This is a genomic window from Fervidibacillus halotolerans, assembly GCF_026547205.1.
Classification (GTDB): domain Bacteria; phylum Bacillota; class Bacilli; order Bacillales; family Caldibacillaceae; genus Fervidibacillus; species Fervidibacillus halotolerans.
In genome coordinates, this window is the sequence record NZ_CP106877.1 from 1,996,333 (window position 1) to 2,023,252 (window position 26,920).

At 38.8% G+C, this 26,920-nt stretch carries 26 protein-coding genes; 1 reads left to right on the top strand and 25 read right to left on the bottom strand.

Features of this window, described 5'->3' with window-relative positions; translation table 11 throughout:
• Nucleotides 1-5 precede the first annotated feature (5 nt).
• The 15 genes from OE105_RS09610 to paaA all read right to left on the bottom strand — a co-directional run bounded on the left by OE105_RS09610 (nucleotide 6) and on the right by paaA (nucleotide 12,658).
• Complete coding sequence (locus tag OE105_RS09610) at nucleotides 6-1,130, bottom strand: Glu/Leu/Phe/Val dehydrogenase dimerization domain-containing protein (protein ID WP_420842597.1); 1,125 nt, start codon at nucleotides 1,128-1,130, stop codon at nucleotides 6-8.
• Between the two features lie 100 nt (nucleotides 1,131-1,230).
• On the bottom strand, nucleotides 1,231-1,638 hold the full coding sequence (locus OE105_RS09615) for a thioesterase family protein (protein ID WP_275419967.1): 408 nt from the start codon (nucleotides 1,636-1,638) through the stop codon (nucleotides 1,231-1,233).
• Between the two features lie 348 nt (nucleotides 1,639-1,986).
• Nucleotides 1,987-2,781: an ABC transporter ATP-binding protein gene (locus OE105_RS09620; RefSeq protein WP_275419968.1), complete on the bottom strand. Its 795-nt coding sequence runs from the start codon at nucleotides 2,779-2,781 to the stop codon at nucleotides 1,987-1,989.
• On the bottom strand, nucleotides 2,774-3,757 hold the full coding sequence (locus tag OE105_RS09625; RefSeq protein ID WP_275419969.1) for an ABC transporter permease: 984 nt from the start codon (nucleotides 3,755-3,757) through the stop codon (nucleotides 2,774-2,776). The genes OE105_RS09620 and OE105_RS09625 overlap by 8 nt, the downstream gene beginning before the upstream one ends.
• A gap of 65 nt (nucleotides 3,758-3,822) precedes the next feature.
• A complete protein-coding gene (gene paaX, locus OE105_RS09630) occupies nucleotides 3,823-4,716 on the bottom strand; it encodes a phenylacetic acid degradation operon negative regulatory protein PaaX (RefSeq protein WP_275419970.1) in 894 nt (297 codons plus the stop codon).
• Between the two features lie 267 nt (nucleotides 4,717-4,983).
• On the bottom strand, nucleotides 4,984-5,760 hold the full coding sequence (locus OE105_RS09635) for an enoyl-CoA hydratase-related protein (protein ID WP_275419971.1): 777 nt from the start codon (nucleotides 5,758-5,760) through the stop codon (nucleotides 4,984-4,986).
• 65 nt (nucleotides 5,761-5,825) lie between these two features.
• The gene (locus OE105_RS09640) at nucleotides 5,826-7,031 is read right to left on the bottom strand and encodes a thiolase family protein (protein WP_275419972.1); all 1,206 of its coding nucleotides are present in this window, start codon (nucleotides 7,029-7,031) and stop codon (nucleotides 5,826-5,828) included.
• A 91-nt stretch (nucleotides 7,032-7,122) separates the two neighbouring features.
• The gene (locus OE105_RS09645) at nucleotides 7,123-8,019 is read right to left on the bottom strand and encodes a 3-hydroxyacyl-CoA dehydrogenase (RefSeq protein ID WP_420842516.1); all 897 of its coding nucleotides are present in this window, start codon (nucleotides 8,017-8,019) and stop codon (nucleotides 7,123-7,125) included.
• On the bottom strand, nucleotides 8,019-8,792 hold the full coding sequence (locus OE105_RS09650) for an enoyl-CoA hydratase-related protein (RefSeq protein WP_275419973.1): 774 nt from the start codon (nucleotides 8,790-8,792) through the stop codon (nucleotides 8,019-8,021). The genes OE105_RS09645 and OE105_RS09650 overlap by 1 nt, the downstream gene beginning before the upstream one ends.
• A gap of 63 nt (nucleotides 8,793-8,855) precedes the next feature.
• Nucleotides 8,856-9,632, bottom strand: coding sequence for an enoyl-CoA hydratase/isomerase family protein (locus tag OE105_RS09655; RefSeq protein WP_275419974.1), 777 nt, complete (start codon nucleotides 9,630-9,632; stop codon nucleotides 8,856-8,858).
• Complete coding sequence (locus OE105_RS09660) at nucleotides 9,622-9,921, bottom strand: EthD family reductase (protein ID WP_275419975.1); 300 nt, start codon at nucleotides 9,919-9,921, stop codon at nucleotides 9,622-9,624. The genes OE105_RS09655 and OE105_RS09660 overlap by 11 nt, the downstream gene beginning before the upstream one ends.
• Before the next feature lie 88 nt (nucleotides 9,922-10,009).
• A complete protein-coding gene (paaD, locus tag OE105_RS09665; protein ID WP_275419976.1) occupies nucleotides 10,010-10,498 on the bottom strand; it encodes a 1,2-phenylacetyl-CoA epoxidase subunit PaaD in 489 nt (162 codons plus the stop codon).
• 64 nt (nucleotides 10,499-10,562) lie between these two features.
• Nucleotides 10,563-11,387, bottom strand: a complete 825-nt coding sequence (paaC, locus tag OE105_RS09670) for a 1,2-phenylacetyl-CoA epoxidase subunit PaaC (RefSeq protein ID WP_275419977.1) — start codon at nucleotides 11,385-11,387, stop codon at nucleotides 10,563-10,565.
• Nucleotides 11,347-11,742, bottom strand: coding sequence for a 1,2-phenylacetyl-CoA epoxidase subunit PaaB (gene paaB / locus OE105_RS09675; RefSeq protein WP_275419978.1), 396 nt, complete (start codon nucleotides 11,740-11,742; stop codon nucleotides 11,347-11,349). Before paaB ends, paaC begins: the two co-directional genes overlap by 41 nt.
• Nucleotides 11,743-11,764: 22 nt before the next feature.
• Nucleotides 11,765-12,658, bottom strand: coding sequence for a 1,2-phenylacetyl-CoA epoxidase subunit PaaA (gene paaA / locus OE105_RS09680; RefSeq protein ID WP_275422157.1), 894 nt, complete (start codon nucleotides 12,656-12,658; stop codon nucleotides 11,765-11,767).
• A 294-nt stretch (nucleotides 12,659-12,952) separates the two neighbouring features.
• Here paaA and OE105_RS09685 point away from each other — a divergent pair, with 294 nt between their 5' ends.
• The gene (locus tag OE105_RS09685; protein WP_275419979.1) at nucleotides 12,953-14,254 is read left to right on the top strand and encodes an NCS2 family permease; all 1,302 of its coding nucleotides are present in this window, start codon (nucleotides 12,953-12,955) and stop codon (nucleotides 14,252-14,254) included.
• A gap of 75 nt (nucleotides 14,255-14,329) precedes the next feature.
• Here OE105_RS09685 and OE105_RS09690 read toward each other — a convergent pair whose 3' ends face one another.
• From OE105_RS09690 to OE105_RS09735, 10 genes are all read right to left on the bottom strand, one after another.
• On the bottom strand, nucleotides 14,330-15,280 hold the full coding sequence (locus OE105_RS09690) for an L-lactate dehydrogenase (RefSeq protein ID WP_275419980.1): 951 nt from the start codon (nucleotides 15,278-15,280) through the stop codon (nucleotides 14,330-14,332).
• 462 nt (nucleotides 15,281-15,742) lie between these two features.
• A complete protein-coding gene (locus tag OE105_RS09695) occupies nucleotides 15,743-16,168 on the bottom strand; it encodes an OsmC family protein (protein WP_275419981.1) in 426 nt (141 codons plus the stop codon).
• A gap of 98 nt (nucleotides 16,169-16,266) precedes the next feature.
• Nucleotides 16,267-17,454, bottom strand: a complete 1,188-nt coding sequence (locus OE105_RS09700) for an MFS transporter (protein ID WP_275419982.1) — start codon at nucleotides 17,452-17,454, stop codon at nucleotides 16,267-16,269.
• A 276-nt stretch (nucleotides 17,455-17,730) separates the two neighbouring features.
• Nucleotides 17,731-19,440 carry a glycoside hydrolase family 13 protein gene (locus tag OE105_RS09705; protein ID WP_275419983.1) on the bottom strand — a complete coding sequence of 570 codons (1,710 nt, stop codon included), beginning with the start codon at nucleotides 19,438-19,440 and terminating at the stop codon, nucleotides 17,731-17,733.
• 83 nt (nucleotides 19,441-19,523) lie between these two features.
• Nucleotides 19,524-21,200, bottom strand: coding sequence for a glycoside hydrolase family 13 protein (locus OE105_RS09710; RefSeq protein WP_275419984.1), 1,677 nt, complete (start codon nucleotides 21,198-21,200; stop codon nucleotides 19,524-19,526).
• A 302-nt stretch (nucleotides 21,201-21,502) separates the two neighbouring features.
• Nucleotides 21,503-22,657: a sporulation protein YhbH gene (yhbH, locus tag OE105_RS09715; RefSeq protein ID WP_420842598.1), complete on the bottom strand. Its 1,155-nt coding sequence runs from the start codon at nucleotides 22,655-22,657 to the stop codon at nucleotides 21,503-21,505.
• 387 nt (nucleotides 22,658-23,044) lie between these two features.
• On the bottom strand, nucleotides 23,045-23,980 hold the full coding sequence (locus tag OE105_RS09720; RefSeq protein ID WP_275419986.1) for an ABC transporter ATP-binding protein: 936 nt from the start codon (nucleotides 23,978-23,980) through the stop codon (nucleotides 23,045-23,047).
• A complete protein-coding gene (locus OE105_RS09725; RefSeq protein ID WP_275419988.1) occupies nucleotides 23,981-25,048 on the bottom strand; it encodes an ABC transporter ATP-binding protein in 1,068 nt (355 codons plus the stop codon).
• 12 nt (nucleotides 25,049-25,060) lie between these two features.
• Complete coding sequence (locus OE105_RS09730) at nucleotides 25,061-25,984, bottom strand: ABC transporter permease (RefSeq protein WP_275419989.1); 924 nt, start codon at nucleotides 25,982-25,984, stop codon at nucleotides 25,061-25,063.
• Nucleotides 25,985-25,986: 2 nt separating this feature from the next.
• Complete coding sequence (locus tag OE105_RS09735; protein WP_275419990.1) at nucleotides 25,987-26,919, bottom strand: ABC transporter permease; 933 nt, start codon at nucleotides 26,917-26,919, stop codon at nucleotides 25,987-25,989.
• Nucleotide 26,920 lies beyond the last annotated feature (1 nt).

The window sequence follows — 26,920 nt, forward strand, 5'->3', positions numbered from 1 at the left end:
TTCTCTTAATTTCTTACTTGCCATTTTGGTCTTTTTTTATGGGCAAAAAAGCTATTTCTTTTTTTTCTTGCTTCAATACGATTGATGCAGAAAAGGTTCGCTGCCTTCGATGTGGAAATATTGTCTTTTTCTGATTTTGTGTAAATTTCTAGAAGCGAATAGTAAATGGACTTCGTCTTTTTTAAAACCCGCTCCTTATTAATACCGTACAGTTCATCTGACACTTGAATTAGTCCTCCCGCATTCACGATATAGTCTGGTGCATATAGTATTTTTTTCTCGTGAAGAAAATCCCCATGCCGTTGTTCTAAAAGCTGGTTATTCGCTGAACCTACGATAGCTCGAACATTGAATAATTTTATCGTTTTATCGTTAATAATGCCTCCTAAGGCGCACGGGACGAATATGTCTGCTTTCACTGCGTAAATCTCTTCTCCACTGACGACCTTTATTCGTTCATTATGTTCTTTATTTCTTGTAATAAAATCCATAACAACTTGATCGTTTACATCGGAAACATAAAGATGCGCCCCTTCAGCTAGTAATTGGTTTGCTACCTTTGAACCGACTTTTCCAAGACCTTGAATGGCAAAGGATCTCCCCGAAAGATTCTCCGTCCCCCAAAGAACTTGACTCGTCGCTTTAATTCCGTATATCACGCCCAAAGCAGTCGGTATGGAGGAATCGCCACTTCCCCCGTATTCTTCTGGGAGGCCAACGATACAGTTCGTTTCCTTTGCCGCATGAACAAAATCATCTGGCGTCGTTCCCATATCTGTTCCAGTATAAAATCGGCCATTGAGCGATTCAACAAATTGTCCGAAGGCTCGGAATAACTCCGGACTTTTATCTTTGTTTGGATCACCAATGATTACTGCCTTTCCCCCACCAAAGTCTACATCTGCAGCAGCGCATTTATACGTCATCCCTTTTGAAAGACGAAGTACATCATCCAATGCCTCCTCAACAGATGAATAGGGCCACATTCGACAACCGCCCGTAGCAGGCCCGAGGGTCGTGTCGTGAATGGCAATGATTGCTTTTAAACCTGTTGATGGATCGTTGCAAAACACAACTTGCTCATGGTTGGAAATCTTCTCAAACAAATTGCTGGTTAATTCCCCTTCCATAACCGATTTTCCCAAAAGTTCCATCATACCCATTCCCCTTTTCCGTAAAGTTTAAAATTCAATAAACCTATTAGAAAACGCTTTCATTTTGCCGGTATGATTATGTTTTTTTCACTCTGTTCGATTTTGCTAATTTTTTTTGAATTTCTCCCTTTGGTAAAATAACTTGAACAACCTCTCCCTTTCCGATGATCTCTTTTCCATTTGATAATTCAACTTCGGTAACAACTAAGCGATTATCCAACTTTGTAACGACAGCCGTAGCGGTGATTGATGTCCCTAATGTAGCAGGAGCAATATGTTTTACTTTAACCGAAGCCCCCATCCCTTCTTCATCATTTTCTAAAAAGGGGAGTATAATTTTTCTCGACACCCATTCCATATGGTAAACCATAGAGACAGTGGAATAGGCAGGATGTACGATTTTCCCTTCAAATTGGGCGTACATTTCTTCTGTTACATGAAAAGAGATCGTCTCACTTCGACCAATTGCCAATCCAGGTTTCATCCACATCCCCCCTGACGCAAATTTCCATCGCCAGTCGTATGTTCGTAAAAGTTTATCGTCCATTAATATAACGTTATTTCAACGTTATATTAACATTTTGTTATATAATTCGTCAATTGATTCTAAAGATTATCATTTTATTAATCTTTCTTAATTTTCGTTTATTTATAATAGTCATCGATTCTATAAAACAAAATACCATTGTAAACGACTTTTAAAACACCTTTTTTCGGAAAAATGGATACTTAAAAAAGTTGATTGAAGGTCATTGTGCAAAAAAAAAGACAAAAACGAAAGATCCGTTTCTGCTCCTCACACAAATATCTTGATTGATTATGTCTAATTCCTCTAGGCCAAAAGAGTTCGATCACTGGCCAATTGTTCTCCTCGAATTTTATGAAATTCATCTAATAAGTCATCGATGGTTAATTCCTTTTTCTCCTTTTCACGAATGTCCAAAATAATTTGGCCTTTATCCATCATAATTAATCGATTGCCTAATTCCAGTGCCTGTTGCATATTATGGGTAACCATAATCGTCGTTAAGTTTGATTTTTCTACAATTTCCCGGGTCAAATCGGTTATTAATTTCCCACGTGCTGGATCTAAAGCAGCCGTATGCTCATCCAATAAAAGGATTTCCGGTTGAGTAAATGTTGCCATTAAAAGGGAAATCGCTTGCCTTTCTCCTCCCGACAATAGGCCGACCTTTGCATTTAACCGTTCTTCCAATCCGAGATGTAATGATGCTAATGATTGCCTAAAAAATTCTCTTCGCTTTTTCGTTACTCCAAGTCGAAGGGTGCGTTTTTTCGTTCGAGCATAAGCCATCGCCAAATTTTCCTCGATGGTCATAGAAGGTGCCGTACCTGCCATCGGGTCTTGGAACACGCGACCGATGAATCGGGACCGCTTATATTCTGGCATGGAAGTCACATCTTCCCCATTAATCTTCACATAACCAATATCGGGCGTTAAAACACCGGATATAATATTCATCAACGTCGATTTTCCAGCCCCGTTACTCCCAATAACGGTAACAAAATCACCTTTTTTTAAAGATAAATTAATTTGATTTAAGGCGATTTTTTCGTCTAACGTCCCTTCATTAAAAACCTTATTGATTTGATATAACTCAAGCAATCGTCTTCCCCTCCCGTGTTGATGACTTTAACTCAGCGAGCATTTTTTGTTGCCTTTTAACTTTTCGTTTTTTATCTCGATATTTTTCAATCGCCTTTGGAATTGTTAAAGCTAAAATAACGATAATTGCCGTCACTAATTTTTGATCACTCGCATCTAAAATTCCTTGGACAAGGGCAAAACTAATAAAGATTCGGTAAATAATGGATCCGATAATGACCGCCATCGTCGTCCGACCAATCGTTTTCGTCCCAAAAATGGCTTCACCGATAATAACGGATGCAAGACCGATGACAATCATACCGATTCCCATACTAATATCGGAAAACTCGTGGTACTGAGCCATCAAACCTCCAGAGAAGGCGACAAACGCGTTGGACAAACCGACTCCAAGAATAATCAAACCATCTGTATTTGCCGAAAAACTACGAATCATTCGTTTATTATCACCGGTCGCCCGTAAAGCAAGACCAATTTCTGTTTTTAAAAAATAATCCGTAAATAGTTTAAACAATAGGACAATGACAATCATAAATAGGATGATTCCCCATTGCCCGAATCCGACAGATTCAGCCCACGAGTCAACACGGGAAAAAATGGTTTCCGTATTGAGGAGGGGAATGTTCGGTTTTGTCGTGACATTTTCATCCGCCAACCCCATAATTCGTAAGTTAATCGAATATAGGGCAATCATCATCAATATCCCCGATAATAAATTATTAATTTTCCCCTTAGTATGAAGAATTCCTGTAATCGTTCCTGCAATAAACCCAGCAAATAGGGCAGCAATCGAAGCGAGAATTGGTGAGTATCCTTGAAAAATAAGCACTGCAGCAATAGATGCCCCCGTGACAAAACTTCCATCTACCGTTAAATCCGGGAAATCAAGGATCCGAAACGTTAGATATACACCTAGGGCCATAATGGAAAAAATAATCCCCATTTCAACCGCATTCAGTAGAGCAGGCAAAGTCATATCCATCTCTCCATTCCATTTGAATAAGATTAATATAGAAATTAGGGCGCTGGTTCATCAGTACACTACTGCTGTTCCCTCATCAAAGGATGATGTAATACGTCAAAATTACGAACGCGTCGGATGGAATCGTCTCCTTCCCGAATGACCTTTTCAAAAAAACGGGTGGCTGGTTCTGCCAACAATTTATAATAGTTCGTAAACAAAGTCTGTGCTTTTTTCCCATACCATTGTTTTGGTTGTAAACATTCTGGAAGTCCAGGATCGATAAACAAAAATTTTCGAAATTCATGTACGAGCTTCGTTTTTTCGACAAAACAATCGGCATCCGTTTTCTTTCCCTCATTCATCGATGCTATATCCATTTCATATTTTTTTTCATATTGATGGATAAAGTTAGTATATTTTTGATTGATTTCGTCTAAGTTCCAACAAGTCGATACTAATGTTTTGTTCTCTTCGGGGCCTTTATAAGAAGAAACAAAATAATGAACAAAGGGACGAATTTGATATTTATCAATTAACGTATACACTTGTTTAGTTAAATCGTTGGGAGAAATCCAAAGTCCATTGGCGAGCGAACCAAAACCACTCCATACTAATTCCCTTCTAAATTCATCCCGAACATGCCTTTTATCTTCCGGAATGGAGTAGACGAGCATACGCCACTTTCCATCCCATATGTTCGGTTTTAATTTAAATATCCTTTCTGCCGCTTCCTCCATCCTTTCCTTACCGATCGGCGATAAGAAATAATAACTCCGATTTCCTTCCTTCCGAGAATATACCCATCCTTGTTTATGCATCCGCGATATAGCCGCTCGAACCGATTGTTCATTATGTCCAAATTCCTTCAATAATTTTATTAAACTACCAATCCATATTTCCCCTCCGTAATGGCGAATATAATCACCAAAAAGAGTAAAAATCATCGAACGCGTATTTAATGTAACCATCATCTTCCATCTCCACCGTAAATTGATATGGGAACACGTTGAAAGCGTAGATTACTTTATTCCTTTAAAGCGGCGATAAATCAACCGATTTATATTCTATTTGACAATGAATATGTCAATTTGTCAAGTAAAAAACGAGAATTTTATTAAAAAACGTTATTTTTAAAAAATAATTCGGCCCTTTCATTCAATTTATTTCATGCATAGGTGGAGTGAAAACGTTCAATAGAATCATATGTTCTTTGCCCGCTACTGTAGGATTCCTGAAATTTATTTTCCTTTAAAGTTCGGTTTTCTTTTTTCTGCAAAGGCTTGTAAGGCTTCCAATCGGTCATATGTAGGAATCGTTACTTCGTATGCTTTCCCTTCGATCTCTAATCCGGTTTTTAAATCGACATTCATCCCTTGATTAATGGCATATTTTGCCTGTGTTAACGCAATCGGACCATTTTCCATCATTTTTTCTGCTAAACGCATACTTTCCTCCATTAATTCATCCTTTTCCACCACCTTTGTTAACAGCCCAAAGGAAAATGCCTCCTCTGCGGTAAATTTTTTTGCGGTTAAAATTAACTCCTTTGCCTTTGCCTCTCCGATAAGTCGGGGGAGTCTTTGTGTACCTCCAGCCCCAGGAATGATACCCCAACTAACCTCCGTCAATCCCATTTTCGCTTCTTTTACAGCAATTCGAAAATCACAGGCTAACATTAATTCAAAGCCCCCACCAAAGGCATACCCATTGACGGCGGCAATCACCGGCTGGGGAAGGTCGGCGATTTGTTGAAAAACCGTTCGGATTTTATAAACATTTCGCTTTACTTCTTCTACTCCTAAATTCTTCCTTTCTTTTAAATCCGCACCAGAACTAAATGACTTTTCTCCTGCACCAGTAAATATGACAACTCGCACATCTGTATCGTACCGTATGGTTTCCACCACTTCTCCTAGTTCAGTTAACATTTGATAATTAAACGCATTTAAAGCTTCAGGCCGATTTAAAGTAACAATAAGACAGCTGTTTCGTTTTTCTATAGAAATCGTTTCCATGTATGTCATCTCCCTCCATAATGAATTGGAACTAAAGCAGAAACGAATCCATTATTGTAAAAAAATTAATACGTAAAGTTCTCAACGACCGTTGCAATACCTTGTCCGACTCCGACGCACATCGTAGCCATCCCTAAACGTACTTGTCTCCTTTTCATTTCATAGATTAACGTGGTCAATATTCTTGCACCACTTGCACCTAAAGGATGTCCGTAAGCGATTGCTCCACCATTGACATTCACCTTTTCTTCATCCAGTTTCAATTGGCGAATACAAGCAAGCGTCTGGGACGCAAAGGCTTCATTTAATTCAATTAAATCGATATCCTCCAGTTGTAAACCGAGTCGTTTACATACTTTCTTCACTGCATAAATCGGACCAATTCCCATTATTCTCGGTTCGACCCCCGCGATCGCACTGCCTTTATATTTTACAAGGGGACGAATGCCGAGTTGGTCGGCCTTTTTCCTACTCATTAATAAAAGGGCGGCAGCACCATCATTAATTCCGGATGCATTTCCGGCAGTTATGGAGCCGTTAGGAAAAAGGGATGGAAGTTTGGAAAGTTTCTCTATATTTGTATTTGGACGGGGATGTTCATCTTTTTCAACGGTAATTGTCTGTCCGTTCTGATCTTTATATGTAACAGGAACGAGTTCGTTTTTCAATTTCCCTTCTTCGATTGCTTTCGCTGCCCGCCTTTGGCTCATAAAAGCATATTGATCTTGTTCCTCCCTCGATATACAATATTCCCTTGCCACATTTTCCGCCGTTTCTGGCATCGATTCCGTTCCGTACTTTTCCTCTAATATCGGATTAATAAATCGCCATCCGATCGTCGTGTCATACAGTTCCATCGATCCCCTCGGAAAACCATTCTCGGGTTTTGCCATCACGTAAGGTGCCCGGGTCATACTTTCTGTTCCACCTGCGATAAAAATTTCCCCTTCCCCAACAGCAATCGCCCTTGCTGCATAGTTTATCGCATCTAGACCCGAGCCACATAATCGATTTACCGTCGTCCCAGCTACAGTAACAGGCAATCCTGCTAATAAAGCAGCCATTCTTGCTACATTCCGATTGTCTTCTCCCGCTTGATTCGCATTTCCAAATACCACTTCTTCGATTTCATCCAAAGGAACCGTTGGATTTCGCTTAATGAGCGCCTGAATGACGATAGATGCCAAATCATCCGGTCGAACAAATTTTAATGCACCATTGTATCTCCCAATTGGCGTTCGAACCGCATCAACGATTACAACTTCCTCCACATCATCACCTCTTAGGAAAAATTGGGAACAAAGCCTTCGATCTTTCACGGGATACACTTATCATTGATGAAAATATTTGAAACCTTTCGTATTATTTTCCTTTATCAGAATAATCATAAACGCCCCGACCTGTTTTTCTACCGAGCCATCCCGCAGCGACATACTGTTCCAAAAGGGGTGCTGGACGATATTTTTCACCTAATTTTTCATGCAAATATTTTAGATTATTTAATCGGGTATCTAAACCGACCAAATCTGCCAATTCAAAGGGACCCATCGGAAAATTCAATCCGATTTTAATCGCCTTATCGATCTCTTCTGGTGTAGCCACTCCCTCCTGTAACATGAAAAAGGCCTCATTTCCAATGAGAGCACTCATTCGACTCGTAATAAATCCTGGAAATTCGTGAATAACGACCGGTTCTTTCCCGATTTTTTCAGCAAAATTTTTCACCATTCGAACAGTCTCTTCACTTGTTTCCAATCCCTTTGCAATTTCCACCAGCTTCATTTTATGAACGGGATTAAAAAAGTGCATAGCAACAACTTGATTAGGCCGTTTCGTCACCGAACCGATTTCCGTCGGGCTCATTGTTGACGTGTTCGTTGCTAAAATACAATGGGAAGGAGTAAATTGGTCTAGGTTTCTAAACACTTGTTTTTTAATCTCTAACTTTTCAGGAACCGCTTCAATCACGAGGTCGACATTTTTACATGCATCTTGTAAGTTTTTCGTGAAAGTAAGATTCCTTTTCCTTTCATTCATTTGTTCAAGCGATATTTTTCCTCTATTTACTAATTGGATCAAAAGCCGATCGATTTCTCTTTCTGCATCGTTCAAAACCTTTTCATCTATATCGACGATGGTCGTTTGAAACCCCGCATTGGCAAAGACGTATGCAATTCCTCTCCCCATTACACCGGCACCGATGATTGCAACGTTTTTTCCGCCCAATAGACAATCGCCTTCCTTTCTTATTTTCATCATTATTTCCCTTTGAAATTTGGCTTTCTTTTTTCTAAAAAAGCAGCAATCCCTTCCCGATGATCCTCCGTTTTTCCTGCGATTTGCTGTGCATATGCTTCCCCTTCTAACATTTGGGACAAATTGGAATGGAAACTTTCATGCATTTGCTTTTTTATTAAACCGATCGTTTTTGTCGGCATTGAACTTATATGTTTCGCAAATGAATGAACTTCTTCTTCAAATGTTTCGTGGGGAACTAATTTTGTCACAAGTCCGATTTTCGTTGCCTCTTCTGCGGACAACTCTCCTCCGAGTGCAGCCAATTCCAATGCTTTTGCGTATCCTATGATCCTTGGCAAAAAAAACAAATGTCCAGAATCAGGTACGAGCCCTACGTTAATAAAGGCTTCGATAAATTTGGCTCGGCTGGATACGAGACGGAAATCACAAGCCAACGCTAGACTGAAACCGGCCCCTGCTGCGACACCATTTACTGCAGCAATGACCGGTTTTTCCAAAGAGACGATTTCTAAAATAAGTGGATTGTACGTTTCCCGTAAATAATCCCCATAATCCAACTTTTCTTGGACATCTTTCAAATCTTGACCAGCACTAAACGCTCTTCCCTCACCTGTTAAAATTACCGCTCGAATCTGCTCATTCTTTTTCACTTCTTTAAGCGATTGGATGATTTCTTTATGCATTTTTTTCGTAAATGAATTTAATTCACTCGGGCGATTAAATCGAATCCAAGCGACATTGTCTTTTTTCTCAAAAATGATTGTTTCAAACATGTTTTTCCCTCCCATTGACCTCCCATCTTCTTTTAAAAGCCTTGGATCGTTTCGAGTGAATAATTATTTTCCTTTAAACTGGGGGTTCCTTTTCTCAAGAAATGCTTGCATCCCTTCTTTTTGATCTTCTGAGGCGAATAATAAATAAAAGTTTTTCCGTTCAAAATGCATGCCTTCCCTCAATGGTTCATCGATCGCCTTATATACCGCCTCCTTGATCAGTCGAATGGAAAGGGGCGGTTGGTTGGCAATTTTTTCAGCCAATTTCATCGTTTCCTCCATCAATAATTCATTTGGTACAATTTTATTAATAATACCGTATAGGTAAACTTCTGAAGCATCGTACAGATCACCGGTAAACAGCCATTCCATCGCCTTCGTTTTTCCGATGAATTTCGGCAACCATTGGGTTCCCCCAGCCCCGGGCATAACCCCAAGTTTCACTTCAGGAAAACCAAATTTCGTCCTTTCTGCTGCAATCAAAAGGTCACAAGCAAGGGCTAATTCAAATCCACCACCAAGACAATATCCGTGAACTGCACCAATTATTGGTTTTTTTACGGAATAAATTTGATCCCATTCAGCAAAGGGATTTAACCATTCGAGAGAAATTGGATGATCAGAGGCCATTTCTTCTATATCTGCTCCAGCAGCAAAGGCCTTTCCTTTACCGTTGATTACGATGACTCGAACCTCATCATTTTGGTCAAACTGTTTCAAACTCGTAATGATTTCATTGACCATTTCTCGATTCAGTGCATTAAGCACCGATGGGCGATTAAGGGTAATAAGGGCGATTGGGCCAATTTTCTTTTTTTCAATCGATAATTCATTTTCCATCTCCAACATCTTCCCCAAACAAAAATGTCACCAAATCCCCTGCAAAAGCCATAATATCCTTTCCTGATTCCTTCGATTCAGGTGTTTTCGATGCTTCCTTAAACGCCTCCTTCGATTCATAAATCATTTCACACATTAAGTAGTAAGGACTTCCTTCTTTGAACTTTGTAATTTTCATATCTTTTAATCCAGGAATCTTCTTCGTGAGTGGAATATGAAAATGAAAATAATAATTGTCAAAACGGTCTGGATCCTCCGGCTTTTTAAAAAGGGCAATCATTTTATACATATTACGACCTCCTTTATTCATCTTCCTGATTAGGAAAAAATAAATGATTTATTCAAATCCTGTTTTCAAAATAACGAATTTCAGTTGATTAGTTTAAAAATACCGGTTTCATTGCTTCAAATGGATTTTTGCAATGTTTACAATAAAATATACTTCTACATGCGGTTGGACCGAATACGTTTTCCATCAACGTATAGGATGATCCGCAATATGGACAGTCGACAGACCATTCTTTTTCCTTTTCTAACAATTTCGGTGGTGGTGCAATACCGAATTCTTTCAATCGTTTCCTTCCCATTTCTGTAATCCGATCCGATGTCCAAGGGGGATTATAAATAAAAATAACCTCTGCATAATCAATCCCCCTTACTTTTTCCACAGCATCTTTTATTTTTTTTCGAATTAACTCCAATGCTGGGCAACCGACAAATGTAGGTAACACTTGTACAGTCGCCTTCGTACCTTCAACGGAGATTCCCTCAATCATGCCTAAATCAATTACGCTAACAACAGGAATTTCCGGATCTGTCACCGCCTTTAATGCATTGGTAATTTGTTCCTTTAGGGGAGCGTCCATATCCCCCCTCCTTTCCCCATCAGTTTTTAACGTTCTTTCTATATGAAAAATTTGGAAAAAGGGATTACCAAGAAGATGAAGGTTCTTTTTTATAAACTTCGGTTAAGGTTGCCAGCGCTTTCTCTAAATCCTCCGTATGCTCACCGATCCGACCGCTTTTTTTCATCTCTTTCAGTTTCGGAAGCGGTCCTAATTCTAAATTTTCGAATACATCCCCAATGGTATTCATAAATGTTTGTCGAATCACATCCTCTCGATCGATTAATTGATAATTCGCCATTACTTCCCCACGTGGACCGAGGGATAGAACGTCATCGAATTCGTTCCATACTTTTTCGACGGCAACCATCATCCTCGTTTTCGCTTCACCGCCTGCTTTGACCAACTGTTTAAACCAAGTTTCCCAATGGACAAGATGATAATATTGCTCTTTTCGAATATTGATCGCAGCATGTTTCAACGGTTCATAGGAACAATCTTGCAAACAATCGAGCTTAATTTTTTTATTCACATCGTAAAAATAATGGCGAACAACGGTAAAAGCCCAGTCAAATTTCGGTGATTGTAAATACGTCCCCAAACCATTTACTTTTTCTAGCATAATTGCATTTTTCCGTTTTTTTCCGCTTCTTTCATGGGCTAATTCGTCAACCGTTCCCTCCCCCAATTGTTCCAACAATTGATAATACATAAATGCATGACCCATCATGTTTTGTGTGATGGAAGAAAATGCGACATCTTCTTCGATGTGGGGGGCCAATCCAAGCCATTCGGAACCGCGGAAGGCCAATATAAAATCGTCATCTGCAAGCTGAAATAATAATTCGGTTAAAGCAGATACATATTCCTTATTTTGCCTTGCTTCCAGTGCGTTTTTTACGCTTGTCATCTCCCGTTTCCCCCCAAGAAAATATTTCCTTCTCATCGAACATCCGCTGCTCATATTCCCGCCACTTTTTCCGTAAATATCCATATCCTTTCGTCAATCGGTACGATTTATTATCGAGTCTTTTTAACAGATCCCGTTCCTCTTCCGTCATCTTTCGAATATCCGATCGTTTAACGACCCATAGATCGACAACCGGTTCCCTACGCATAAAATTCTCCTGGGCCAAAATGAAGGCCATCTCATGATTCGGTGCTAATAAACTAAATTGATACTGCATCGGCGACGTATGAGAGCGCTTACTAAAAACTTCAAACACTTCGTAAAAACCATGTTCCTTTTGATCTTTTTCAACCATTTTTTTCCCCTTTCCGAAACCTTTATTGCAAGGCTTCCCTTACCCAACGGTTATTGTCATAAGCAATCCGCCGTAATGTTAATCGTTCCATCGATTTCGGACCTTGATTTTTAATAATTTTTTTAAATTCATTCCAATCGGGTTCCTTGTAAATCCATTTCTTATTTTCTTCATCATAGCGTAAGGTTTCATCGGGAATCGTTAAGCCGAGGGAACGGATTCGAGGTACGTATTTCGTTAAAAAATCTTGTCGCAATTCCTCATTTGTTTTCGTTCGAATTTTATATTTTATCGTAATATCTTGTTTTGAGGAGCCAGTAGTTGCAGCACTTTTCGGACCGAAAAACATTAATAGGGAAGGCCACCAACGGATAAGAGCATCTTGTAACATTTCCCTCTGTTGTTTCGAACCTTCCGCCAACGCCAATACAATCGATTCTCCGTGTTGGGCATGAAACACTTCTTCCGCACAAATTCGATGCAATGCTCGTGAATAAGGTCCGTATGAAGCATTTAACATGTTCGTTTGAGTAATGATTGCTGCTCCGTCCACAAGCCATGCGATGATTCCCGCATCTGCCCATGTGGGAGCTTCCATATGAAACACGTTATGAAACTTCAATTTACCTGAAAATAAATCTTCCATTATATTTTCTCTCGTTTTTCCGTAAGGTTTCATTAAGTCTTCTGCCACCCGAAGCAATAATTGTCCATGACCCATTTCATCTTGAACTTTCGCCATAATACCTAATTTCCGGTGAATCGTCGGTGCTTTCGGAACCCATTCTTTTTCAGGAAGTGCACCCATAATTTCACTGATGGCATGCATGGAAATAAGTTTAATTAATGCCATTCGGTATTCATCAGGCATCCAGTCATCCGCTTCAATTTTTTCCCCCGCTTCGATCCGCTCCATAAAATATTCATATTTCTCCTCTTCCGTCCTTTCACCGTACAATTTCGTTAAAGGAGACACAAGGATCACCTACCTTTATATAACGTTTTATTAACGTAATTATAAATTATCGTTATATGATATTCAATATATTTTTGTTTTAATTATGAATATATTTTCTTTTTATAAAAATCTAACATTTTATCGTTTCTTTTCCCTCTTTCAGTCTCCTTTTGAAATTTTCCCTTGCAGTTTTTTCTAAAAACGAATATTATTGTTATTGTGCTAAAAAATGTTCGTATTTAGGAGGCCATCATGTTTAAACTGAAAGAACACAAAACGACCGTAAAAACGGAACTATTCGCTGGTTTTACCACGTTTTTTACAATGGTTTATATCATCGTCGTCAACCCATCTATTTTATCTGGAACGGGAATTCCATTTGAGCAAGTATTTTCAGCAACGATTATTTCGACAGTCGTTGGAACCCTTTGGATGGCCCTTTTTGCCAACTATCCCATTGCCATTGCTCCTGGAATGGGATTAAATGTATATTTTGCCGTCTCCGTTGTCGGTTCCCATGGTGGAATTGAATATATAACGGCTTTTTCCGCCGTATTTGTCGCAGGATTTATCTTTATTCTCCTTTCCGTTACATCCTTTCGAAAAATGTTGATCGAGGCGATTCCTAACAATTTAAAACATGGAATTTCTGCAGGAATCGGTTTATTTATCGCTTTTATCGGTTTTAAAAATACGGGAATCATCACCGCCCATCCAACGAATTTAATCGGGCTTGGAGATCTACATTCCCCTTCCGTCCTTTTAGCATTATTCGGTTTAGTCATCACCTTAGTCCTTATGGCTTTAAAAGTGAATGGTGCACTTTTTCTCGGTATGCTTGTAACAACCATTACCGCAATCTTAACTGGTCAACTTTCATTTGATGGAAACATTATTTCTCTCCCTTCATTACCAGAAGGATTGATTGTTACGAACCCATTTACCGCAATTTCAAATGTAATCGACTATTCTCTATATGCAGTCGTTTTTTCCTTTTTGCTTGTCACCATTTTCGATACGACGGGAACGATGATTGGCGTATGTGAACAGGCTGGCTTTATGAAAGGAAAATCGTTACCTCGAGCAAAGGAAGCGTTGTTATCCGATTCCGTCGCAACGACAGTTGGTTCAATGGTTGGGACGAGCCCGACAACCGCTTATATTGAGTCAACTGCTGGTGTTGCCGCAGGAGGGAAAACAGGTCTGACATCGCTTGTTGTGGCAATTCTTTTCCTTATTTCCTCTTTCTTCGGACCTTTTGTCGGAGCGATATCAACTGTTTCTTCCATCACTGCACCAGCTTTAATTATCGTTGGAAGTTTAATGATGGGAAATGTTGCAAAAATTCATTGGGGAGAGATCGACGAAGCCTTTCCTGCTTTTTTAGTTATTTTATGTATGCCACTTACTTCGAGCATCGCTACTGGCATTGCCCTCGGATTTATTTCCCTTCCGCTTTTGAAAGTTGTCATGGGAAAATGGAGGGAAATTCATCCGATTATGTATATTTTTTCTGTACTTTTTATTATTCAGCTAGCATTTTTACCCCATTAAAAATTGTGCCAAATAGGAAATAAAATAGGCGGGTTGTCCCCCGCCTTTCATTTTTTATTCGATTTTCAAAAATACTTATTTCAAGTCCAACTGTCCAATCAAATCCTTTAACACTTGAACTGATCGAGCAAACATGGCCTTTTCCTCTTTATTTAGCTCTATTTCTAAAACTCGTTCGATACCCTGTCGTGTTACAATGGATGGGACTCCAATATATACATCTTCAAAACCGTATTCACCATCTAAATAAGTCGATACAGTTAAGATAGAATGTTCATCATTTAAAATAGCCTTTGTTAAACGAACGAGAGCCATAGCAATTGCATAATATGTTGCCTCTTTTTTCGCAATGATTTCATAGGCCGCATCCCGAACATGGATGAAAATATCATCGAGATCGCACTGTTTTACTCCTTCTTTTTGTTCCAAATAATCACAAAGAGGAATTACACCGATATCCGCACTACTCCAAACAGGTAACTCCGAATCACCATGTTCTCCAATAATGTAAGCATGGACATTCCGAGGATCAACTTGGAAATATTCGCCGAGCAAAAAACGAAACCGAGCTGTATCTAAAATCGTTCCTGAACCGATCACCTTTTCCTTGGGCAAACCGGAAACTTTCCATACTACATAGGATAATACGTCTACTGGATTTGTTGCGACGATAAATATCCCATTAAAACCCGCTTCCATCACTTGGCTGACGATGGACTGAAATATTTTTGTATTTTTATTTACAAGATCAAGCCTTGTTTCACCAGGCTTTTGATTCGCTCCTGCAGTTAATACAACGATATCCGCATCTTTACAATCGGAATAATCCCCTTGCCATATTTTCGTCCGAGATGGGGCAAAGGGCAGTCCATGATTTAAATCCATGACATCTCCCAACGCCTTTTCCTTATTCATGTCAATTAGGCAAAGTTCAGATGCAACCCCTTGATTTAACATAGTAAATGCAAAACTTGCTCCGACATAACCGGTTCCAACAATGACAACACGGCTCAATTTCTCACCCATTTTTATCACCCCATAAATGTTACATTTTCATGTTATTATCTGTAACTTCCGATCTTTTACTCAAAAAAATATGATTGACACCCATTGGTGACATTGAACTATTAACAGAGTAAACGAGTATACAAGTGTACGACTTTTGAAACATTTTAACTTCATCCTGAAATCGGTAAAAATTACTGTTTTAATTTTCTATGTCTTTTACGTATGTATCAAAAGTTTACAAACGAATATTTTTCCATTAAATTCACTGTTCGCCTTTTCTCACTTATTTTAATACTTTAACTAAGCGTAGTTTCATCACTAACTAATAAATCCGTATAAACAATCGTCAAAAAGCGTGCTTAAATGATCTGAACCCGATTTTTTTGGAAATTTTTGTTATCTTTTCGTTCAAAAAAAGCAGGGACGAAAACGGATTTGTTTTCATTCCTGCTTCTTTCACAAAAACATATTTCTATATAATTACAATTCCTCTTTTCCCTTTATCCCGTTAATGGAGTATGTAGCAACAATCTCTGCTTTTAACGAATGGGATACGGAGCAATATTTATTTTTCGATAATTTAATTGCCCGTACAACTTTATCTTCTGGAAGATCTCCTTCTAATGCGTAATGGATATGGATCCGGGTAAATTTTTTCGGATGTTCCTCTGCCCTTTCCCCTTCCAATTCCATATGGAAGGATGTCGGATTTAACCGCATCTTTTTCATAATCGATATAATATCAATCCCTGTACATCCACTAACCGCTGCCAAAACCAATTCTCCCGGTCTCGGCCCTTTATCCTCTCCACCTACTTCCTTCGATGCGTCAAGAATAATTTCATGACCAGAAGGAACTTGTGCGGAAAAGGCCATATTTCCTTTCCAATCTACTTTTGCTTTCATCTTCTTACTCCTTTCATCTCCAGCATTGGACAGATTTCCTATTTAAAGGGTTTTGCTTAACCTTTATTATAGTATCCATTCCGTTTTTAAAAAAGCATTTAGCTACTAGCATATTTTCTCTCTTTTTTTAAAAAAAACAAATAAAGAAATGCGGAAAGAAGGACAGATAATGCGGATGTGTAATAAATACTTTGATATCCAAATAAATGACTAATTTGACCGTAAATCATTGCTCCGATGCCAATACCGAGATCGAAAAATGAGAAGAACGTTGCATTGGCCATTCCTTTCCGATTTTTCGGCGCTTTTTCAATGGCCCAAGCTTGTAGACCCGGTTGAATCGTTCCAAATCCGAACCCGTACAAAAAGGCGGCGGTAAACAGGGATAGGCTATTTGGAAGCCAAGCGAGTAAGAGCATCGCCATAAAAATAAGTGAGACTCCCGGTAAAAATATGGCCTGATGACCCTTTCGATCATACAGTTGTCCTGCAAATGTTCTTGTAATCATTAACGCAATTGCGTAAATAAAGAAATACCATTGAATCCCTTCCACCCCTTTTTGCACAGTATAAAGGGGTAAAAAGGAGGCGATTCCCCCGAAAGTAGCGGTAATGAAAAATAGGAGAAGAGCCGGTTTCAATGCGGATTTTTCATAAATATCCCATTTATGGGTGACCGGTTCTTTTTCAGCCTTCTTAAAACGAATTTGGATCGATAATAAAAAGGCGGTTAGTCCTAAACCCGCACAAATTAGAAATAAAAGTTGAAATGAGATTTCATCCACTAGCATTAATCCGAGGGACGGTCCGAAGGCGAGGGCTAAATTCCCCGACAATCCAAAATATCCAAGCCCTTCTCCTCGCCTTGAAGGAGGAATTAAATCCGATGCAATCGTTCCCGTTGCTGTCGTTGATAGACCCCAACCTAACCCTTGGATAATCCGTATTCCTAATAAGAAAAAAATGCCGGAAATCACGCTGTAACTACCAACAGACAAAACGAATATGATTAAACCGGTTAAATAAACAAATCCTCTTCCTTTCGACTCTAACGCATGTCCTGAATACGGACGGATCAACAGAGCGGAAAATGTAAAAATACCGACGACAAGACCGATAATTTGGTCATTACCTCCGAGTTGTTCCACAAAAAGTGGCAACGTAGGCAACGTCATTTGAAAACCTAAAAAGATAAAGAAGTTGGCCAAACAAATAAGAATAAAGTCCTTCGTCCAAATTTTTTCTTTTTTCTCAACTGATTGGGTACTGCTGATTTGTCCGTTCATATCGATTAGACTCCTCGCCGACTTTATATTTCAACTAAAGTCCTTGCCATATTATATCAATTTTTTTCGGATTTAGAAATATTTTCATTGAAACATAGAAATTAGAAAAGAGATTCTTTAAAGCTGGGAAAAAGGAAAACGGGATGTAATCGTTTTAATGTGCCCTTTTACGTACATATTTTGTAAAAAAGACTACTTGATCGTGTTTTTTGAAATTCAAAAACCCTATCGAGTAGGTTTTCAAATTGTCTACTCAATAGGGCACATTTTACATTTCTACGTTGGATCTTCCTTCGTCGATTTTCGTATATAAATACGGGTTTCATACGGACGTAAATCGAAAGTTTGGGGCAATGTTTGATCCACATCGGAATAATTCGCCAACAGAAGGTTAAAAGGATGACTTCCACATTCTGAAGGCGTAACAAATTGGACCGTTCGTTCGTGAAAATTGCAAATTATTAAAGCCTGTTCATTTCCAAACGTCCTCGTATAAACGAAAAGGTGGGGATCGTTTTCAAATAACAAATCATATGTTCCGTAAACAAACACATCATATTCCTTTCGGAGACGGATCATCTTTTTGTAAAAATTTAAAATGGAATCAGGGTCTTCCATCTGTTTTTCCACATTGATCGATTGGTAATTCGGATTGATTCCTAACCAGGATTTTTCAGCAGTCGTAAATCCGGCCATCTTCTTCCCGTTCCACTGCATCGGTGTTCGGGAATTGTCCCGGCCTTTTTTCCAAATGACTTCCATTATTTCTTGATGGGTTCGTCCTTTTTTTCGTTCCAATTCATAAAAGTTCCGCATACCGACGTCATTATAGTCCTCAATCCTTGGAAATTGCACATTCGTCATACCGATTTCTTGCCCTTGATAAATATATGGAGTTCCTTTCATAAAAAAATACAGGGCACCGAGCATTTTTGCACTTTCTTTCCAATAGCGTTGGTCGTCTCCCCAGGTCGAAACGCTTCTAGGTTGGTCGTGATTTTCAATAAATAAGGCATTCCAACCCTTTCCTTCCAATCCCTTTTGCCAACGGGTGAGGGTACGTTTCAAATTAAGTACATCGACCCCTTTATTGATTCCTTTGTCCCACAGCTCTAAATGTTCGAATTGGAAAATCATATTGAAATACCCTTTATTCTCACCGACCCAACGTTCCGCATCGTTTACTTTTACACCGTTTGCTTCACCAACAGTCATAATGTCATATTTTTTAAACGTTTTTTCTGAAAACTCTTTTAAAAACTCGTCGATTCCTTCCACGTTCATCATGTAAGGAAAAGCCGGGACGTACGGTAATCCCTTTGGATTTGGCATATCTGGAAGACCGGGTTTCTTTTTAATATGGGAAATGGCATCGATTCGAAACCCGTCAATTCCTTTATCCAACCACCAAAGAACCATTTCTTGTAACGCTTTTCTAACTTCTTCATTTTCCCAATTGAGATCCGGCTGTTTTTTTGAAAATAAATGCAAGTAATATTGATCTGTTTCCCGATCATACTCCCAAGCGGATCCACCAAAAATCGATTCCCAATTATTCGGTTCCTTTCCATCTTTCCCATCTCGCCAAATATACCAATCCCTTTTTGGACTATTTTTCGACGACCGAGACTCGATAAACCACGGGTGTTCATCGCTCGTATGATTGATTACTAAATCGATGATTAGTTTCATTCCCCGTTTATGAATCTCATTTAATAACGTGTCAAAATCGTCCATCGTTCCAAATTCGTCCATGATTGCATGATAGTCAGAAATATCGTAACCATTATCATCATTCGGAGATTTGTACATTGGACAAAGCCAAATCACATTTGCACCTAAATCTTTAATGTAGTCAAGTTTTTCCGTAATTCCCTTCAAATCACCAATCCCATCGCCATTAGCATCCTTAAAACTTCTCGGATAAATTTGATAGACGACACTTTCTTTCCACCACGTTCGTTTTTCCTGATGTAGTTTGTCCATTTATGCACCTCATTTCTTTCGTTGAACATTCCTCGTCTGCTTAAAGTGATAGTTTATATTCAAAGTGATAAAAAAATATCCAATTATTTTCCTTTTAAAACGATTGCTTCATAAGGACGAAGGGTAATCATCTCTTCCCAGTCATCTAGATCGGGATAATTCCAAATCAATGGTTCAACTGGATGAAAGATATTATTTGGTAACTGGTAAGATCTATTTTGGTCAGTAAAGTTACAAAGGATGAGAAGTTTCTCATTTTCATACATTCTCATATATGCAAATATGTTTTCATTTTCTTCATCGAGCAGTTGAAAATCACCGTAGACGATAATCGGATTCCTTTTCCGAAGTTTGATGATTTTTCGATAATAGTGAAAAACGGAGTTTGAATCCTCTATAGCTTGTTTCACATTAATATTTTTATAATTTGGATTGACGCAAATCCAAGGTGTCCCTTCGGTAAAACCGGCATTTGGACTATCATCCCATTGCATTGGTGTTCTAGCATTATCTCGTCCTTTCTCATAAATCGCTTGCATAATTTTTTCCTCTCGTTCATTGCCTTCAATGACTCGCTCTCGATACATATTTAACGTTTCAATATCTCTATAATCATCGATGGTAGGGAATTGAACGTTCGTCATTCCAATTTCTTCTCCTTGATATATAAAAGGAGTGCCTTGGAGAAAATGGAGGAAAGTTGCTAACATTTTTGCCGACTCCACTCGATAGTTTTTGTCGTTTCCAAAACGGGAAACCATCCGTGGTTGATCGTGATTGTTTAAATACAAACTGTTCCATCCGACTCCACTTAGGCCTGTTTGCCATTTATTAATCACCCGTTTTAAATCCGTTAATTTCATCGGACGCAAATCCCATTTCCCTCCAGGACCCGCATCCAAATCCATATGTTCAAAAGTAAAGACCATATTTAATTCATTTCGTTCGGGTGCCGTATATAGCTTCGCCTCATCCACAGTTACACCTGGCATTTCACCGACGGTCATCACATCGTATTTTGATAACACTCGTTCGTTCATCTCTTGCAAATAATCGTGGACTTTCGGACCATTCATAAAATACTTATGTCCGGATACATATTTTTTCCCCCGTTCAATATCCCCATCTGGCAGTCCAGGCACTTTTGAAATAAAATTAATGACGTCCATCCGAAATCCATCGATTCCTTTATCGAGCCACCATGTCATCATTTCATAAATTTCATTCCGCACCTTTTCATTTTCCCAATTTAAATCGGGTTGTTTTTTACTGAACAAATGAAGGTAGTATTCATCAGTTTCCGGATCGTATTCCCATGCGGAACCGCTGAAAGCCGACTCCCAATTATTCGGTTCCCGACCATCTTTTCCCGGGCGCCAAATATAATAATCACGATATGGATTCGTCTTTGACTTTCGTGATTCAATAAACCACGAATGTTCGTCAGACGTGTGATTTACGACTAAATCCATGATTAATTTCATATCCCGTGCATGGGCCTGTTCCAATAGTTCTTCCCAGTCTTCCATCGTTCCGAATTCATCCATAATCGCCTTATAATCGCTTATATCATACCCATTATCATCATTTGGAGAACGATAAACAGGGCATAACCAAATGACATCCACTCCTAAGTATTTCAAATAATCGAGCTTTTCGATGATTCCACGTAAATCACCAATTCCATCTCCATTTGAATCGTTAAAACTCCTTGGATAAATTTGATATACAACGCTTTCTTTCCACCAATGTTTTCCCACTGTAAACGTCTCTCCTTTATGTTTTTTTACAGAGAAAAAATCCGTTTTAACAACATCATTTAAAGAAAACGGCTTTTTGAATCACGATATCCTTTTTTGTGCAAACGATTGCGTAATTTAGATACGCTCTAATCATAACATAGGTTTCATACCTATTCTAGTAGGAATCTTGTTTTATCTAACTACCTATAACAAATAAAAAAATTGCCCATCATCTTGACGATTGGACAATATGCAATCGTGTTTGATTGTTTCCTATAAAATATGTTCTACAGAAATATTGTTGCTTCACATTGGTTTCCTTATGTTTGAACCACCTCTTTTTTTTGAAAGAAGTGTTTTAATGCATGGAACACATCAGCCTTTTGACGGAGGATATAATAACGAAAACGATCGTCTTTAATATGTTTGTAGGAGGACATTAAAGTGCTATGTCTCTGGTATTGGTTCACTTCCCCATAATAAAACATATTGGATCGGTCCATTAGTTCTCCAACGAGTTTTACACAACGGATATTATCTGAAGTTAGATTGTCACCGTCGGAAAAATGTACGGGATATATATTGTATTGATTGGGGTTAAATTTCGATTCGATTAACTCCAATGCCTTTTTGTAAGCGGAAGAGCAAATCGTGCCCCCACTTTCACCTTTCGAAAAAAATTCCTCCTCTGTGACGACTTTCGCTTCCGTATGATGGGCAATAAATGCAATTTCTACCGTTTCATATTTCGATCGTAAAAACCGTGTCATCCAAAAAAAGAAACTTCTTGCCATAAATTTTTCCCATATACCCATACTTCCGCTTGTATCCATCATGGCGAGGACGACAGCTTTTGATTCATATTTGATCTTTTCATTCCATGTGCGAAACTTTAAATCTTCCGGATAAATTGGGAAAAAGGATGGTTTTCCTCTTAGAGCATTCCGTTTAAAAGCAGACATCATCGTCCGTTTCTTATCAATATTCCCCATAAGTCCTGTTTTTCGAATGTCATTGAATTCAATGTCTTTCGTTTGTAATTCATGATCGTCTTTCCGTTTCAAATTTGGTAGCTCCAATTGGTGAAAAAGGGCTTCTTCCAACTCAGCTAAGGACACTTCCGCTTCATAATAATCTTCTCCAGGTTGGTCCCCAGCTCCTTGACCGATCCCAGGACCTTTCTGACTCGAACCATCACGAGCGACCACATCTCCTACTTGACTATCTCCATCTCCTTGACCAACATGTTTATTTTTATCGTAATTATAGCGAATTTTATACTCATCAAGGGAACGTATCGGAATTTTAATGACTTCTTTTCCGTTCGATAAAATAATATTTTCTTCGGTAATTAAATCAGGTAAATTATTTTTAATTGCTTCTTGAACTTTCTCTTTATGCCTTTGTTGATCGTCATGGCCTTTTCGATGGAGGGACCAATCTTCCTGGGAAAGTGTAAATTGACCACTATCCATATAACTCAATTAAACCCCTCCTTCATTTTTTATTCACCTTTCTCCACAAAACCGCATACATTATATGTGTCTAAAATCATATTAAACTTCAAAAATATTTTTCTTATTAAAGCGATAAAGTATTAAAAGAATATTACTTAATCGGGAATTACTTTATACTATGCAAAAGTAAAAGAAAAATTTACACCCATTTTCACGGACATGCTTTCCTTTTGTACATCCTTCATCTTACCCGATAAACCCTTCTGAACAATCACTTATACACCAAATGAAACGCCAAGGAAAAAAGAATGTACACAAGACCTATCCTTTCATTCACCACTATTTCGAAATGATTAATTTTCTCCAATAAAAAAGGGCACCTTCTTTTGGCACCCTTTCATTTCATTAGTTTTTATATGCCTTTTTATACTGTTCAAACTCTTTTTCCGAACAATAAACAAAATGTCCAGGAGCTACTTCACGCATAGCCAATTTGTCGGAATCAGAATATTGGTGGACGGACGGGTTATAACGGATTCTTTTCCGATGACGCTCGTAATCCGGATCTGGTAGTGGAATAGCAGATAATAAGGATTTTGTATACGGATGTAAAGGATTTTTATATAAATCATCACTCGGTGCAAGTTCGACTAATTTCCCGAAATACATAACCCCTATTCGGTCGCTAATATATTTCACCATTGAAAGATCGTGAGCGATAAATAGATAGGTCAAACCGTTTTCCTTCTGTAGTTTTTTCAATAAATTAACAACCTGGGCTTGAATGGAAACATCCAAAGCCGAAATCGGTTCATCGGCAATTATAAATTCCGGCTTTACTGCTAAGGCACGGGCAATCCCGATCCGCTGCCTTTGCCCCCCTGAAAATTCATGGGGATACCGGTTTGCATGTTCCTTATTCAAACCGACCGTTTCCAAAAGATGGTATACTCGATCCATCCGTTCTTTTTTCGACTTGGCCAAACCGTGAATGTCGATCCCCTCTGCAATGATATCGGATACTTTCATACGTGGATTTAAAGAAGCATAGGGATCTTGGAAAATCATTTGCATTTTTTGGTTTAATTCTTTTAATTCCTTATGTTTTTTTACTTTATGAACATCTTTACCTTCATATAAGACCTGTCCACTTGTCGCATTGTAAAGTCGAATAATTGTTCTTCCAGTCGTCGATTTTCCACAACCTGATTCGCCGACGAGACCTAATGTTTCTCCTCTATAAATATCGAAGGATACATCGTCGATCGCCCTTACTTCATTTGGCTTTCCTTCATTGAATATTTTCTTTAAATGTTTCACTTCGATTAATTTTTCAGCCATTTAGCGATCCTCCTTCACAAGCACTGGTTCGGGAAAGTTCCCTGGAAAATCCCGTTTCCGATCTAAAATCATTTTTGGAGGTATAACCTTCGGTGCATCTGGATGGAGTAACCAAGATTTCACGAAATGGGTTTCGGAAACTTGGTACAATGGTGGTTCTTCTTCAAAATCAATTTCCATCGCATATTTACTTCTCCTCGCAAAAGCATCCCCTTTTGGTGGATGGGTTAAATCTGGCGGACTACCAGGAATGGCATGCAATTCTTCTTCAGCGCTACTGTCAAGGCTGGGCATCGAGGCTAATAGTCCCCAAGTATATGGATGTCTAGGATCATAGAAAATTTCGTCAACCGTACCTACCTCAACAATTTGGCCAGCATACATTACCGCGACCCGATCTGCCATATTGGCAACAACACCAAGATCATGGGTAATAAAAATAATCGACGTATTCAATTTTTCCTTTAATTCCTTCATTAATTCCAGTATTTGCGCCTGGATTGTCACATCTAAAGCAGTCGTCGGTTCATCTGCAATCAAAAGTTTCGGTTTCGCAGCGAGGGCGATGGCAATCATTACTCGTTGTCTCATCCCTCCGGAAAATTGGTGCGGATATTGAACATATCGTTCCTCAGCTTTCGGGATTCCAACCATTTTCAACAATTCGATTGCCTTCACTTTCGCTTCTCGTTTTGATACTTTTTCATTTTTAATAATCAGTTCAGAAATTTGTCTTCCAATTCTCATCGTCGGATTTAATGATGTCATCGGATCTTGAAAAATCATGCTAACTGTATTTCCACGGATTTTTTCCATCTGTCGATCCGTTTTTGGTACGATATCTTCTCCATCTAAGATGATTTGACCCTGTTCGATTTTAGATGGAGGTGTGGGTAATAATTTCATAATCGCTTGTGCAGTGACACTTTTTCCGGATCCACTCTCGCCTACAAGTGCAAGGGTCTCACCTTGATTAACAAAAAAATTAACACCTCGAACAGCCTTTACAATTCCGGATTGGGTATAAAAATTGATATGCAAATTATTAATTTCTATGATTTTTTCCACTCGGCACACCTCCTATTTACGCAAACGTGGATCAATTGCATCTCGTAATCCGTCTCCAATTACATTAAAGGCAAACATTGTGATTGAAATGAAGAACGCTGGGAAAAATAATCGCCACGGATAATATTCCATTGCTGATAAACCGTCATTGGCCATCGTACCCCAACTGGCAAGAGGTGGATTCAATCCTAACCCTAAAAAGCTTAAAAAGGATTCAGTAAATATTGCAGACGGAATCGTTAATGTTAAAGTGACTAAAATAGGTCCCATTGTATTTGGAATTAAATGCTTAAATAAAATCCGATTAAAACCGGCACCGAGCGTTCTTGCGGCCAAAACAAACTCCTGGTTCTTTAATTGCAATACTTGTCCCCGAACAATCCGAGCCATATTAATCCATCCAGTAATCGTCATTGCTAAAATCATCGTCCATAAGGATTGACCGAAAACAACCATTAATAAAATAACGAGGAGTAAAAATGGAATTCCGTATAAAATATCTGCGATTCTCATCATTACTTCATCGACTTTACCACCTTTATATCCAGCAATTCCTCCCCATATGATCCCGATAATCAAATCGATTAATGCTGCCATAATACCGATGAACAATGATATTCTAGCACCAATCCAAGTCCTTACAAAAACATCTCGACCTAGTTCATCCGTTCCGAACCAATGTCCCGCAGAGGGGGCTTGATTCGTTGCCGTATAATCATTCGTTCGATAATCATAGGAACTAAATATCGGGGCAAAAATGGCAAAAAGGACTAAAACAAGTAAAATAATTATTCCAAACATCGCCAATTTATTTTTCCGGAAGCGATGCATAGCATCTTGCCAAAAGGTAATACTCTTCTTTTCAATTTTTTCAGCATCTACTAATGTTTGTTCGACGAATTCAAACTTTTCTCTTCCAGGTGATAATAAAGACATAGCTATACCTCCTCTTTTGCCGATACTTTAATACGAGGGTCAATCAGTCCATAAATGATATCAACCATCAAAATCGACAATAACAGGATGATACTATAAAAGGATGTAACCCCCATAATTACCGTATAGTCCCGATTGGTTATACTTTGAACGAAATGCGCCCCAAGACCGGGAATTCCGAAAATCTTTTCAATAACAAAACTTCCCGTAATCACGTTTGCTGTCAATGGCCCCATATAAGATACGACAGGCAATAATGAATTCCGTAGAGCGTGCCTATAGATGATAATCCGCTCATTAAATCCTTTTGATTTGGCGGTTTTTATATAATCATTGCTCAACACTTCTAACATTGTTGAACGGGTTAAACGGGCGATATAGGCAAGGGGTGCCAGGGCTAATGCCACTGCAGGTAAAATCGTATGTCTAAAGGATTCCCATGTAGCAACAGGGAACCAATCTAGCTTCATCGCAAAAACATATTGTAAAAGGGCAGCAATAATAAAGGATGGCACCGATATCCCAATAACCGCTATACTCATCGATAAGTAGTCAACCCACTGGTTTTGTCGAATAGCAGCAAGCACTCCAAGCAAAACTCCAAAGAAGAGTGCAATAACAATCGCTTCCAAACCGAGTTGTAGGGATACGGGAAAACCGTCAGAAATCAAATCGTTCACCGATTGCCCTTTATATTTTATGGATGGACCAAAATCCCATGTTACCACTTTACCTAAGTAATCGAAATATTGTTTATATAACGGTTGATCTAATCCGTAATGGGCATTGAGGTTGGCTTCAATTTCTGGAGGGAGTCTTTTTTCTGAAGTGAAAGGGTTCCCCGGAGCAAGGCGCATTAAGAAAAACGTCACTGTAATAATGACGAATAGTGTAAGCAATATGAAGCCTAGTCGCCTTAAAATGTATTTCAGCAAG